The sequence below is a fragment of the Pseudocolwellia agarivorans genome, assembly GCF_002000085.1.
GTDB lineage: Bacteria > Pseudomonadota > Gammaproteobacteria > Enterobacterales > Alteromonadaceae > Pseudocolwellia > Pseudocolwellia agarivorans.
Genome location: NZ_MUZU01000002.1, coordinates 144,593 through 158,370 on the forward strand (window position 1 = coordinate 144,593; position 13,778 = coordinate 158,370).

Sequence of the window (13,778 nt, forward strand, 5' to 3'; positions counted from 1 at the left end):
TTATGAATAAAATACTTGCAGCATTAACCATTGCTGGTTTGACTATGTCGTGCGGTAACGAATCAAAAACAACAGTTACCCCAGCAGAGTCAGCGCCAGTTATTTCAGCACCTAAAAATATTATTATGGTTGTAGGTGACGGTATGGGCCCCACTTATACAACAGCCTATCGCTACTTTAAAGATGATCCAACAACACCTAAAGTAGAAAATACCGTTTTCGACAGACATTTAGTTGGTATGAGCAGTACCTACCCCGACACTCATCATTCATATGTAACTGATTCAGCAGCTAGTGCTACTGCGCTTTCAACAGCAAATAAAACCTATAATGGCGCTATTGGTGTTGATATGGATAAGAATCCACTTGAAACTGTACTAGAGCGAGCTAAATCACTCGGTAAAAAAACAGGTATAGTGGTGACTTCACAAATCAATCACGCGACACCTGCCTCTTATTTAGCTCACAATGAAAGCAGACAAAACTACAACGAAATTGCTGATAGCTACATAGATGATGGTATAAAAGCCGACGTATACCTTGGCGGAGGTTGGAAATACTTTATTAGAGACGACCGTAATCTCGTTAACGAATTTAAAGATAATGGGTTTACCTACGTAGATAGTTATCAGGCACTAGAAACAACGACAACCGATAAACCTTTATTCGGTTTATTTGATAAAAAAGGTTTACCTTGGGCATTAGACGATACCAACATGCATCGTCTTTCAAGCATGGCCAAAGCAGCAACAAAACATTTAGAAAACCAAAAAGGTTATTTTCTATTAATTGAAGCCAGTCAAATTGATTGGGGCGGACACGCAAACGATATAGCAGCAGCTATGGGCGAAATGGACGATTTAGCAAAAACACTTGAATACTTAGAAACTTACGTTAAATCACACCCTGATACCTTAGTAGTTGTAACAGCCGATCACAGCACAGGTGGTGTTACTTTAGGCGCACACGGCGTTTACGAATGGAAACCTGAAGTTTTAAGAACCATGCTTCAATCTCCTGCATCTATAGCTAAAGCACTTGAAACTAATGATATAACTAAAACTAAAACTAACGAACTATTTAACTTTGAATTAACTGAAGATGAATTATCAACACTTATTACTGTCAAAAGTGATACGTTAAAAAACATTCAAATTACAGCGATTACAGATGAGGCTAAGTCTAAAAAAATTAGTCTTGAAAAAGCACTATACACTGCAGTTAAAAAGGTAATAGATGGTCGTACAAATACAGGTTGGACATCTTCAGGCCACACAGCTGCCGATGTTCCTGTTTTTGCTTTAGGTAGCAATAAAGACATGTTTAATGGGTATCAAGACAATACAGATATTGCTAAAAAGATATTTACCTTATTAGATAAATAATTTGTTCTTAATATATTTAATCTATGACCCGTCCTAGTATGGGTTGAAAGTAATTTAATTAAAACGCCTGATATACTTCATCGGGCGTTTTGTATTTTAAGGCCGTATGCGGCCTTCTTTGATTATAGAGCATGACTGCTTCTGCAACCATTCTCTTAGCTTCACATAACTATCTAGGTTTTACCAACAAGTATTCATTTTTGAGTATACCGTTTATACGCTCCGCCAAAGCATTTTGATACAATCATAGCCATCTGTCATTGAACATTTTACATCATATTTTCTGTGAAGATGTTGATATTCATTTGAGCAATATTGCCCCCCTCTTTCCACTTGCTTTACAACACCTTATTTAAAAGCGATTGAATAATCTTTTTGGGTACGTTTAGTTGTTGATTCCATAACACTCTCCATTTTATTGTCGAAAAAGTGTCAACCTTATTTAGGACGGGTCACTAAAAACTAAAAAGCTGAATATTTATTCAGCTTTTTTATTTTAACAACTTTAAAAACGTCTACGTCGTCTACGCTTTCTTTTTAAATCACTGTCTTCAAACGATTCATCACCAACGTCTGAATCAATATAAACTAACTCTTCTTCTGGTTCTTTTTCTAGCTGTTTTAGTTGTTCAGATAACTTCATTGCGGGTTCTTCAACTTTAGGTTTAAAAACAGATTTAAACTTATTTTTAACACCGCTAAAGGCTTTATTTTCTCCAGCTGTTTTTTCTACTGATGATTCTTGCGCTGAAGATTTTATTGATGGTTCTTTCTCGGCCGTTGTATTTTCTTTTAAGGGAACAACTTTTTCAGATTCCGACTTTTCAATAGCAACGCTTTTGTTAACGGTTTTATTTTCTTCTGTTTTTACCGCTTCAGGGGGATTAACTTTTACAGAAGGCTTCTGTACTCTCACTTGATCAACGTTATCTTCAGCTTTTAGCTCTGGTAATTCTTTAAGTGCTAATAACGCTTCTGTATTTTCATTCGACTTGCTTAAAACTAAATCGCCAAACTCTTGTACAACATCTATGATTTCATGTTTAGCTATTTCTGAAGCTTTAGCTAATTCTCTTAGTTGTTTAGTCACGAACTGATGTTTTTTTTCTAAAGGTAAAATATTATCTTTTACATCTGAAGACAAACTTTCAGTTAATTGTTTATATTTATTTATCTCTTTTTCAAAAGTTTCAATATGTACTTGAGTCTTTTTAATACTTTCATCAATCAAAGTGACTTTTTTATTTAAATCACGCTTTTTAGTAACAAATTTATCTATTAGCTCTTTCGATACCTGAACCGTAGGTTTGCTTTCAGAAATAAATTCACTTAATTCTGAAATATGTGTAACCGGTAACCATTGGCTTAAAGAAGAATTCCACCCATACAGTTCATTATTTTTAGCAAGTAATGCACTTGCATCATTTAGACTATATGGCCCTGTAACTTTGCCATCATCTGAAAAATACCATTTTTTCATAATTATTATCTTATTGTTTTTATAAACTAGATGTTAAAACCCATATTGAAAACTTGCCTATAATTAAAAAACAAGCTCATCCTTTTTAAACTCATCAATACTTTTTTGCAGAGCTGCATACTGTTTACGTACATTGTTAAGTGTTATCTCAACTTCAGTATTTAGCTTTTCTGTAAAGTTTTTATAAGTATCAATATCATTATCAAGTTCAGACAATGCTGCTCGAGTATTCCCGAGTGTATTGTCTATTCGAGTTAATGTTTTAAATAATCCTTGCTCTTGGTTTTTATATTCCTCTATGAGCTCTTTTGGTAAAGCTACAGGTGGAACAGGGATCGATATCTCAACATCAAAGTCATCAATACTACTAAGTGGCATCCAATGTGTAAAAGATGGATGCCAAACATATAAATCTAAATTTGAGTTTTCTGAGATATATTCTTGCGCTTCGGCAAAAGTGAAGGGATTGGTGATCTCACCATTATTTGAAAAAAGCCATTTCTTCATTTTAATTTCTTCTTTGTTTTATTTTTAACAGAAATTACATACAAACGAGGTATGTGTCCTTAATTTTCAATTCAAACTTATCAAGTTATAGTGAATTGTGCACCTATTATTTATTATTATTAATGATTTTTAAAGGTGCCCATACTTTGATAATTAAATATCAAAGTATGGGAGAAAAAATTATTTAGCTATTTTTACTAAAGTGCCTTTTAATGCAACACCTGCCATAACGGCACCTGAGCCACATTCAAATTCAGTAGGAGATGAAAAAGGTTGGTTTTTATAATTAGATGTTATGTTAATTACGTCTGTCATACCTTCTCTTACAGCACGTTCTTGTAACGCTTTTAATGCTGACAACATTGCCCATTCACATGCTTCCTGATCACTTTTCATAAAGGCATTGGTTTTTTTATTAGTTGATACTTCGCCATATTTAGATTCAAATTTTGTAGGGCTATTTTCAGCAAAATGCAATGGAACATCTAATAATGCCTTTTTAGCTTTTTCGCTTTCCAATAAAGATTGAATGTCATATCTATTACGATCATCACGAGCTTGTGCAGAAGATGTTAAAATAAGAGCCGCTACAGAAGCTATTACTAATTTACTTATATTCATTTTTATTCCCTTTAGTTATCTAAAAATATATATGAAACAGCAATCCCAGCTAATAAGTTATGATTTTTTTTAACAAGAGGACTGTGTTCAAACGCTGTGTTACCAATATTACTATATCGAGTAAAAATACCTATCCAGTAATTATTTTTACGCCAAGTGCCACCAATTGCAAGTCTAAAACCAGCATACCCTGAACTGGCTCTATATTGCTGTCTTTCAGTAGTTTCATACTCAGTAAGTACATTGTAGTAATAACCTGAATATTGTGATGCATTATACAATGCAGAAACCGATGAGTCGATAACCACATCACCGCCCTTTATTTTTTGTTGTACTACATATTTTTGAGTCAAACTGAGTTGTGAAACCCAGCCAATATTATCGATATGTTTAAAGTCTGTTGCTATCGCTTTTCTGACAGACCAATCAATATATAACTTATTTTTGCTTTGGGCATCACCTTGAATGTAATACTCAATAGAAGGCCCTATTTCTCCCACCCAATCTAAATCAGGCATTCCAGCTCTGACTTTATTATCGTCGCTATTAACAGGTAAATTACCTGCAGCATCAAATGCTAAATGCCATTTTTTGTTGGTAAATATATTTCCTTCAAAAACATTCCTATCAATCTTTAAGTGTTCATTTTTAAAATAAACAAAAGGGAATGGAAACACGTAAGCACTAGACTCATCAGAACCAATATAATCATTTAAATAAGTAATACCGCCTCCCATTCCAAATGAATATTCGGCATTTTCTAAAAAGTCAGGCGCTTTTGCATACACGCTATTTATAAATAACAAAATGAAAGCAGATACAAACAGTTTTAAACAAGCACCTGTTTTATAAATAGATTGCATGGCTTTATGATATTCCGCCGTTTACAGAGATTACTTGACGTGTAACGTAACCAGCATCATCCGAAATAAGAAAGCCTACAGCACTGGCAACTTCTTCAGGTTTCCCCATTCTTCTTAATGGGATCATGTTTTTAATATCACCAATTGGTAAGTCATCTGTCATTTCAGTTTCAATTAAACCAGGAGCTACACAATTAACGGTAATTTTACGTTTAGCTAATTCAAGCGCTAAGGCTTTTGTTGCGCCGATAACACCTGCCTTTGATGCACTGTAATTCACTTGCCCACGGTTACCAATTTCTCCAGATAGTGAGGAAATAGTAATAATTCGACCACCTTTGCGTGCACTTACCATTGGCATAACAAGTGGGTGTAATACATTATAAAAACCATCTAAATTCGTATGAATAACACTGTCCCACTCTTGTTCTGTCATTGCTGGAAATGCCGTGTCAGCTGAAATACCAGCGTTACATACAACGCCATAAAAGCTTCCAAACTCTTCAATTTGAGCTTCAAGCACTTGCTTTGCTAACGGTCTATCAGAAACATCAAACTGAACAATATTTGCTTTTACACCTTTTTCTTCAACTAATGTAGCAACCGCTTTAGCGCTGTTTATATCTGAACGACAATGTAAACAAATATCGAATCCCATATCAGCAAGCTTCAATGCTATAGCTTTACCAATCCCTTTACCTGATCCTGTAACTAAAACTCTACGATTCATTATTTATTTGCTCCACGCTAATAGTTTTTCTCGTAAAAGAGTTTCATGCTCAGCACACACTCTTAAACTTGCAGATACTTCTTCTAATGTAATATTTTTACGTTTTTTACAAAACAGTACGGCTTTCATCGCAAACTCTCGCCATAAGTCACCTACTTCAGTGGTAAATTGAGATATTTCATGCAACTTATCGTCTTTCAGTAATTGTGAAGCTTCATCTAAAAAGCTTGCATACATAAACCTGAAGCCTGCACCGCCGGTGCCTATTTCTTCTTGCATTCTAACGATATTACTTAAAAACATCCCCACTTCTTGTTCTGGCGCGTTTTTAAGTTTATCTATTTTTTTAGCTAAGTGATAAATACCTTTGATACCAAAAAAAGGTAGTATAAGACCATTCATCATTTTGGCTGTTTTTTTGATGCTTTTTCTAATTTGTATAGCTAAATCACTTGTTACATCAGGTTTATCCATAACATACATTAATCCTTTTGCTGCCAGCATACCTTTAGCAAAACGCGCTTGTTTTAAGCTTTCTGCAGGACAAGTAACAACGTCTTCAAACACGGGATCACTGATCAGATAATCACCTGCTTCATTTTTTCCATATACCATTAAGTTATGTGCGTTAAATTGGAACCTCATATCTTCAGGAAAATAGGGTAACCAATAAACTGAAGTTTGTAGGCCCACTAACTTTCCATTAGCTAAAGCTTCATCTAATGCTTTCATTCCTTCGTCTTCATTTGAAAATTTTTGCGAGGTTAACTTCACATTCAGCTTTTTACATACTGAAGAAATAATTGATTTAGGTGGCATACGATAAGCAATAAGCGGTAATCCGCCGACTTTAACCATAGGTAAATACACAAACATTAATGCTGACGCTAAACCAAATACCATAGGTTCTGATAACTCATACCCTTGACTATTGAGCATGTTAGCCACTACGCCTGATTCACAATGAGAAGATTGACGATGAACAATATGATTTAAAGGCGCATTCATGATTTTATTACCGGTTTTTTAAGTTCTTCTAATGAAATATTAAACACAGCACAGTATTTCATTAATTTTTTGTCTGATAATTTATTGAATACTTTTACTGTGATATGACGCTTAATTTGCCATTGAAAAAAGCCAGTAGCATGAGCTAAAGACATTAAGTCGAAACGAAATAGTGGAATGTAATAACCTAAAGGTGATACTTTTCCTTGTTGGTAATCGATTGTTGCTTGGGCTAATTGTTCATCTAAAGCTTTTACGGCCATTTCGGTTGCAAAGCCTTCTACTTCCCAGCCAGAAGATTTTACGCCTTCGTAATGACCTTCGTCACCTACTGCATATATCAGCTTTTTATGGCCACTGTATGATTTACATGAGTCTTGAGGAACTTCTTCTTTTTTCATATTACACCACGGTTAATTGCATAAAAGCGCTTGAAAATCGCCCACTTTCAGGAATATAACACAATATTTTTTGTCCTGGTTTAAGCGCTTTCGTTTTAAATAGTTCTTCTAACATAATAAAAATAGAGGCTGAGCCTGTATTCCCCTTTTCAGTCAGGTTGGTAAACCATTTTTCGTACGGTATAGAAAAATCAATATTCACTAAACCTTCAAACAATCTTTCTCTGAAGTAATGGGAAGAATAATGAGGAAGGAAGTAATCGTAATCTTGCGCGACTATGCCTCTTTTACTGATAATTTGAGACAAAGCTTTTTCAACGGTCGTTCTTACAATATTTTCGTTTAATAATTTTACGTCTTGCTTCACCGACATTATTGAGAGTTGTTCTCGTTCTTTAGCGTTGTAGTTCATCCAACCAACGAGTTGTCCATCTTTTTTGTCAGCCCCTGAATACATGCAAGCTTCCATTTCGTTAGCAAAGGAAGTCACATCAATCCAATCAATTTCTAACGAGATTCCTTTGGCGTTAGGTTCATTTGACACTAAAACAGAACCAGCACCGTCACTTAGCATCCAACGTAAAAAGTCTTTTTCAAAGGCAATTTCAGGGCTTGCATTAAGCTGTGAAAGTTTATGCTCACACTCAGCTTCAAAATTTTCAGATTTCATAATGCCTGACGCAAGTTCACTTGCCACCACAACACTTTTATTGCTTTCGCCTGCCTTAATATTTAAAAAGGCGTATTTCAATGCGGTTATACCGCATAAGCAAATACCTGACGTTGAAACAGCTTCACAAGGAGGATTTTTTAATTCGCCATGCACCATAACTGCATGATTTGGCATAACTTGATCTGCCATAGAAGTACTAGCAATTAAGCTATCAATAGCATTTAGTTCAGCTTCAGAATTAAAAAGTTTACGTACGGCAGCAGCGGCTAAAGACGCATTAGTATAATTAAAGTCACCTGTTTGAGGATCAATACCATAGTAGCGAGATTTAATGCCGTTACTTCTTAAAATTACAGGTTTAGCTCGAGATTTTTTACCTGCTATTTTACCAATAACGGCTTCCATATCTGAGTTTGAAACTTTCTCATTAGGCAGTACTGCAGAAATGTTATTAATAAATACACGTTTTACCATAGCTCGTTACTCTCCTGAAGGTTGAGCATAATACTGTTTTTGTTTAGATATTTTTTCTTTAAAAATTGAAGAAAGTAATTTAATAATTAATGCGGTAATAGGTACAACAGTAATAATTAAAGCCAATAAGAAAGTGGTATAAAAACATAATCCTAATTTTCGACGTATCGTATTTTGAGGACCTAAAAGCATTAATAACTTACCCCAAACTTTGAAACTGCGATGCCCTATTTTTTCACTAAAAATAAATTTTTCATTTACTTTTACTGCTTGTAATCCTTTCATTATCGGTTCAGACAAGTCTTTTTTATTTAGTTCTACATCTTCAAACCGTTTAATCATCGCATCACCAAAACGTTTTGCATCAGTGATATCTTCATCTGAAACTCCCGCTTTTGGCACCCAAGACCAAGGCTTTTTCTTACCGGTAAACATCCATAAAGGCGTAGCTAAAAAACTAAACCCTGCACCACATTCATCAGCAAGAACAATATTGTCAATTAACTTTGCGTCTAAATTATTCAATAAACCTTTCATTTTCTCTTGTGCTGTTAGCCACATACCTCGACAACCAAGAACGGTAATAGTTGGCGTATTTTTAAAAAGTATTTTGGCGTCTTCTGTTTGTAAAAAGCTTGATATAGGTAAAGAAGGCGATAAAAACCACACTTGATAAGACACAATAATTAAATCGTATTTTTTTTGAATAGGTGCACGTGATGATAATTCGATCGGCTTCATATAAACCGATTCAGGCATTATTTGAAAAAAATCGAAAAAAGACCAGGGGAAAGAGTATGCTGTTTTAGGAACCACTTGATGGTAATCAATATTGATATTTTCAGCCGTTTTTAAAGGCCCCATAATAGCGTCTGTTATTTGGGTTAATTGCCCTGTTTGCGAATAACCAATAACTAATACATTTCGCACTAAATAGTCCTTTCATTGCCCGATAAAATTAAGTGGCGTATCATAGCAAAACCTTTTGTAAATAAAAATGATCTACTCGTGAACTTCAACCCTCTCATACACTTATTTATATTTACATGCTGTTTTTTTTGTTTTATTTCACCCACTACAGCACAAGATAAAACATTTAAGTTAGTCATTGCCATCAAGAAATTAAAAACATTTGATGCACCAATAACATTTGAATTATTTAAAATCGCTGATGAAAAATCAGCACATTGGGCCTTACTCACACCACTAAAAAGAAAAACTATTACCTTAAATAGCAATGAGCTTATCGTTTATTTTGAAGGATTAAATCAGGGGGAGTATGCAGTAAGAGCATTTCAAGATATAAACAAAAATAATATATTAGATACGTCTATATCGTCTATCCCAAAAGAACCGGTAGCTTTTTCACAAAACCCGAGTTTATTTGGTGGTGAGCCTACAATTGAAGATACAAGGTTTTTAGTTACGTCTGATACGTCAATATCCCTTAATTTCAAACATCCTAAAAAGAAGAAAAAAAGAAAACACAAGTGATATAAGTCACACTAAAGCTCTCATAAAATCGACAATTAAACGAAAGCGTTAGTTTTACAAAATAAGACTAAAATTAGGCTTTATATTTTTGAATAATAGCGTTGAAGTCTACTGTGCCTTTAACATACGAGTTTTCAACTTTGGGTAAGTCGTTATAGGCGTCTCTAGCATAACTTCTTATTTTAGATGCATTTGATTTTTCTGATACCATTTCCATTACTTGAGTATAACGCCCATTATTAAGTTGGCCTAATGCACGACAAATCCATGCTAACGTATCAATTTGATATTCAGTTGCATTTAAATATTCATTTAAAATAAATTCACTTAAAGCATCTGCAATTTGACCATCCGTTTCACCTTTATCAACAACACCTTGTGCTATATATTTAATTGACCTTAAATCACCTTTTGCAATAACAAATAACATACGCTCTGTTTTACTCAGAGAAGCCTTAGGAAGAATAGGTTTTGCTTTTGAGAGTCGCGTACTTTCTTTAGCTTGTAAATCTGATAGTTCAATACTACCTCTTTTATATTCATCTTGGCTTTTAGGCAGTTTTTTAAAAGAACTTTTAGCGTATTTTCTTAATTTCTTATGAGTTTTACTATTCGCTATATTTATGAGTAAATTTCTATAACGCCCGTCATTTGTCGCGGCCAACGCTTTACATGCCCAAGATAAAGTATCTACTTCAATAGATAGCGCATTTTCATATTTAGATAATAATATTTCAGCTAATATATCAGCATTTTCTTTAGTGTTTTCTCTACCTGCAGCCATCGTTTGAGAAGCTAGCTTTATTTGCGATAAATGGCCTGAAGTTAATTGTTGATATACATTAGCTTTAACAAAAAAACTAAACGGAAGAATAAATAATACTAAAATTGATGTTAATAACTGTTTCACTGGTAGTCCTTTAAAATATAATATAAAAGCATAAAAATAAGCTTAAAAATTTATTTTACTTCTTTTCTTCAATTAAATCTAAATCAACACTTTCAATTTTTTCAAAACGATTTGATATTTTATCTGCTGACGTGTGAATTTGTTTCACATCACTCGCCGCTTGATCAATATGTTTAGCTAAGTTATTAAATCGACTTCTAAATCGACCAAAATCATCCGACAAACCCGATAAATGAGCTTGTATTACATGAATTTGTTTACGCGTTTCTTCGTCTTTCAGTACAGATCTAGAGGTCGTTAATATCGCCATTAACGTTGTTGGCGACGCTAACCAAACGCGTTTTTTATTAGCGTAATCAACCAAGTCACTTTGGTGGGCATGTATCTCAGCAAAAATAGCTTCTGCTGGAATAAACATAATAGCGCCGTCTGAGGTTTCTTTATCTATTAAATATTTGTCGCTAATATCATTTATGTGTTTTTTAATATCCACTTTAAATTGGCGTTCTGCAGTTTTCCGGTCGTAATCACCTAATTGATTATCTGCCATTTTTTTATAACTTTCTAAAGGAAACTTTGAATCGATAACTACATTACCCGTAGGTTTTGGAAGTATTAATAAACAGTCTGCTATTTTCCCATTTGATAAGGTATGCTGTAGCGAGAAATGCTGTTCTGGTAATACATTTCTAATTAATGCTGTTAACTGTACTTCACCAAAAGCCCCTCTTGAGCGCTTATCAGCTAGTACCTCCTGCAAGCTAACTACGTTAGTTGAAAGCTCAGTTATTTTCTTTTGAGCATCATCAATCAGCGCTAATCTTTGTAAAATATCGTTAAAGGTTTTAGTTGTTTTTTCAAATCCTTCCGCCAGGCGTTTTTCAACCTGATTGTTAATTTCTTTTAATCGATTGTCGGTTGATACTGTTAACTCATCGATACGCTTTGCCATATTATCGCTAGATAATTGCATTGATTTTGTTAGTTCATCTCGATTGCTTTGTGCCGTTTTATTTAGGTGTTCGGTTAACTGATCAATCGATTTTAATTGATTTTTATTAAATATATTTTGGTGTTCATGCAAAATAGTACTCAGTTGATGGCGACTTTCAAACAAAGTTTGAGATTGCTTTTCGCCTTGCTCTGAATGCTGACGTAGCAATTTTAATTTAAAGTCTGAAATTTGCTGTTCAAAATACGTTTTTAATTCTGATTGTTGAGACGCAGCTTGCTGATGGTTAGAACTAATATATTGTATTAATTGTTGATGATTTTTATCTGTTGTATGGCTTAATAGCCGGAGTTGTTCTTCAAATTCGGAGCTACTTTGCTTTTTAAATAGAATAATAAGCAATAATACTAAGACGATAAATACGCCAGCTAATATTAAATGAGAATATAAATCTGTAGGGAAACCTTGAAGAAACGCAGCCATAAAACACCAACACTGTAAAAATGAACAGTTATTAAATCATAATTATCAATTAACGGCTAGAAATACTCTTATTTTTTATAGCAAAGAGTACAGATAAACATATTAAATTCTGTAGGTTACGTTTGTCCTATAAAAATTATAGGCCTTTATAAAAACAAAAAACGCCATAACTTTTACCTTATGACGTTTTATTAAAGCGAGATAAACTAATTAAAGATATTAGCCTTTAGCTTTCTTGTCTGCTTCTTCAATGTTTAATTTCCAAATTTGAGGACCAGTAACGTGCGCAGATTCACCAGTAGAGTCAACAGCTACCGTTACAGGCATATCTTCAACTTCAAATTCGTAAATAGCTTCCATTCCCATATCTTCAAAGGCAACCACTTTTGCTTTCTTGATTGCTTTAGAAACTAGGTAAGCAGCACCACCAACAGCCATTAAGTAAACCGACTTATGATTTTTAATACTTTCGCACGTTGCTGCACCACGTTCTGCTTTACCAATTGTGCCTAATAAACCAGTTTCAGCTAGCATCATCTCAGTAAATTTATCCATACGCGTTGCTGTTGTAGGGCCTGCTGGACCAACAGCTTCGTCACCAATAGCATCTACTGGACCAACGTAATATATAAACTTGTCTGTGAAGTCTACTGGCAATTTCTCGCCTGCAGCTAACATTTCTTGAATACGTTTATGAGCAGCATCACGACCAGTTAAAATAGTGCCTGACAATAATACTGTTTCACCTGTTTTCCATTCACTAATATCAGCTTTCTTAAGTTCATCCACATTAACACGGCGTACGTTTTCACCTACTTCCCATGTAATTTCAGGCCAATCTTCTAATTTAGGTGGTTGAAGATCCGCTGGGCCTGAACCGTCTAAATGAAAATGTACATGGCGAGTAGCCGCACAGTTAGGGATCATAACTACAGGTTTAGATGCAGCATGAGTTGGCACTGAGTTAATTTTAATATCAACAACCGTTGTTAAACCACCAAGACCTTGTGCACCAATACCTAATTTATTTACACGCTCAAAAATCTCTAAACGTAGTTCTTCTTCTGCATTCTGAGGGCCACGATCAATAAGTTCTTGAATGTTTACAGGGTCCATTAAGCTTTCTTTAGCTAATACACCTGCTTTTTCAGCCGTACCACCAATACCTATACCTAACATTCCTGGAGGACACCAGCCTGCGCCCATAGTTGGTAACGTTTTAACAACCCAATCAGCAATTGAATCGCTTGGGTTTAACATCACCATTTTAGATTTGTTTTCTGATCCGCCGCCTTTCGCTGCGATCATAATTTCAATACCGCCGCCAGCGACCATATCAATATGAACAACCGCTGGTGTATTATCTTTCGTATTAATACGTTTACCCGCGGGGTCTGCAACAATAGAAGCACGTAAAGGATTATCAGGATTCATATAAGCACGACGTGTCCCCTCATCAACCATTTGCTGAACGGTTAAATCAGTTTTATCCCACTGAACATCCATACCTACTTTCACAAAACAGGTAACAATACCGGTATCTTGACAGATAGGACGTTTACCATGCGCAGACATACGAGAATTAATAAGAATTTGTGCAATCGCATCTTTAGCTGCCTGGCTTTTTTCTTTGTTATATGCTTTTTCTAATGCTTGAATAAAATCAAGTGGATGATAATAAGAAATATACTGAAGTGCATCTTCAATGCTGTCGATGAGGTCTTGCTGTTTGATAATAGCCATAATTTACCTTTGTCACATTTACCTTGAATTTAGATAAACCCTATGAATAAAGAA

Annotated in this window: 14 protein-coding genes and 1 pseudogene; 2 read left to right on the forward strand and 13 right to left on the reverse strand. The window is 34.6% G+C overall.

The genetic code is table 11. The features are described from left to right. Positions 1-44 precede the first annotated feature (44 nt). Positions 45-1,385: an alkaline phosphatase gene (locus tag B0X80_RS03725; RefSeq protein WP_425439690.1), complete on the forward strand. Its 1,341-nt coding sequence runs from the start codon at positions 45-47 to the stop codon at positions 1,383-1,385. A gap of 58 nt (positions 1,386-1,443) precedes the next feature. Here the strand turns inward: B0X80_RS03725 and B0X80_RS03730 are convergent. The 10 genes and pseudogenes from B0X80_RS03730 to B0X80_RS03775 form a co-directional block, all read right to left on the reverse strand. Next, positions 1,444-1,712: pseudogene (locus B0X80_RS03730) on the reverse strand (transposase); the annotation flags it as partial. A 178-nt stretch (positions 1,713-1,890) separates the two neighbouring features. Next, complete coding sequence (locus tag B0X80_RS03735; RefSeq protein WP_077338473.1) at positions 1,891-2,865, reverse strand: DUF4339 domain-containing protein; 975 nt, start codon at positions 2,863-2,865, stop codon at positions 1,891-1,893. 63 nt (positions 2,866-2,928) lie between these two features. Next, positions 2,929-3,372 carry a DUF4339 domain-containing protein gene (locus tag B0X80_RS03740; RefSeq protein ID WP_077338474.1) on the reverse strand — a complete coding sequence of 148 codons (444 nt, stop codon included), beginning with the start codon at positions 3,370-3,372 and terminating at the stop codon, positions 2,929-2,931. Between the two features lie 180 nt (positions 3,373-3,552). Then, a complete protein-coding gene (locus B0X80_RS03745; RefSeq protein WP_175623867.1) occupies positions 3,553-3,993 on the reverse strand; it encodes an excinuclease ABC subunit A in 441 nt (146 codons plus the stop codon). An 11-nt stretch (positions 3,994-4,004) separates the two neighbouring features. Further along, positions 4,005-4,856 (reverse strand): MipA/OmpV family protein, encoded by an 852-nt coding sequence (locus tag B0X80_RS03750; RefSeq protein WP_077338475.1) that lies wholly within the window; start codon positions 4,854-4,856, stop codon positions 4,005-4,007. Between the two features lie 4 nt (positions 4,857-4,860). Next, complete coding sequence (gene fabG, locus B0X80_RS03755) at positions 4,861-5,586, reverse strand: 3-oxoacyl-ACP reductase FabG (protein ID WP_077338476.1); 726 nt, start codon at positions 5,584-5,586, stop codon at positions 4,861-4,863. A 3-nt stretch (positions 5,587-5,589) separates the two neighbouring features. Continuing rightward, positions 5,590-6,594, reverse strand: a complete 1,005-nt coding sequence (gene darH / locus B0X80_RS03760; RefSeq protein ID WP_077338477.1) for a BtrH-related acyltransferase DarH — start codon at positions 6,592-6,594, stop codon at positions 5,590-5,592. Next, entirely contained in the window at positions 6,591-6,995 is a 405-nt protein-coding gene (locus B0X80_RS03765) for a DarG family dialkylresorcinol biosynthesis protein (protein ID WP_077338478.1), read from the reverse strand. The genes darH and B0X80_RS03765 overlap by 4 nt, the downstream gene beginning before the upstream one ends. A 1-nt stretch (position 6,996) precedes the next feature. Further along, positions 6,997-8,142, reverse strand: a complete 1,146-nt coding sequence (locus tag B0X80_RS03770; RefSeq protein ID WP_077338479.1) for a beta-ketoacyl-ACP synthase III — start codon at positions 8,140-8,142, stop codon at positions 6,997-6,999. A 6-nt stretch (positions 8,143-8,148) separates the two neighbouring features. Continuing rightward, entirely contained in the window at positions 8,149-9,072 is a 924-nt protein-coding gene (locus B0X80_RS03775; RefSeq protein WP_076419215.1) for a hypothetical protein, read from the reverse strand. A gap of 15 nt (positions 9,073-9,087) precedes the next feature. Here B0X80_RS03775 and B0X80_RS03780 point away from each other — a divergent pair, with 15 nt between their 5' ends. Next, a complete protein-coding gene (locus B0X80_RS03780; RefSeq protein ID WP_175623868.1) occupies positions 9,088-9,636 on the forward strand; it encodes a DUF2141 domain-containing protein in 549 nt (182 codons plus the stop codon). A 73-nt stretch (positions 9,637-9,709) separates the two neighbouring features. Here B0X80_RS03780 and B0X80_RS03785 read toward each other — a convergent pair whose 3' ends face one another. The 3 genes from B0X80_RS03785 to B0X80_RS03795 all read right to left on the reverse strand — a co-directional run bounded on the left by B0X80_RS03785 (position 9,710) and on the right by B0X80_RS03795 (position 13,724). Continuing rightward, a complete protein-coding gene (locus B0X80_RS03785; RefSeq protein WP_077338481.1) occupies positions 9,710-10,546 on the reverse strand; it encodes a hypothetical protein in 837 nt (278 codons plus the stop codon). A gap of 55 nt (positions 10,547-10,601) precedes the next feature. Then, positions 10,602-11,981, reverse strand: coding sequence for a DNA recombination protein RmuC (locus B0X80_RS03790; protein ID WP_077338482.1), 1,380 nt, complete (start codon positions 11,979-11,981; stop codon positions 10,602-10,604). 219 nt (positions 11,982-12,200) lie between these two features. Next, entirely contained in the window at positions 12,201-13,724 is a 1,524-nt protein-coding gene (locus tag B0X80_RS03795; RefSeq protein ID WP_077338483.1) for a fumarate hydratase, read from the reverse strand. Positions 13,725-13,778 lie beyond the last annotated feature (54 nt).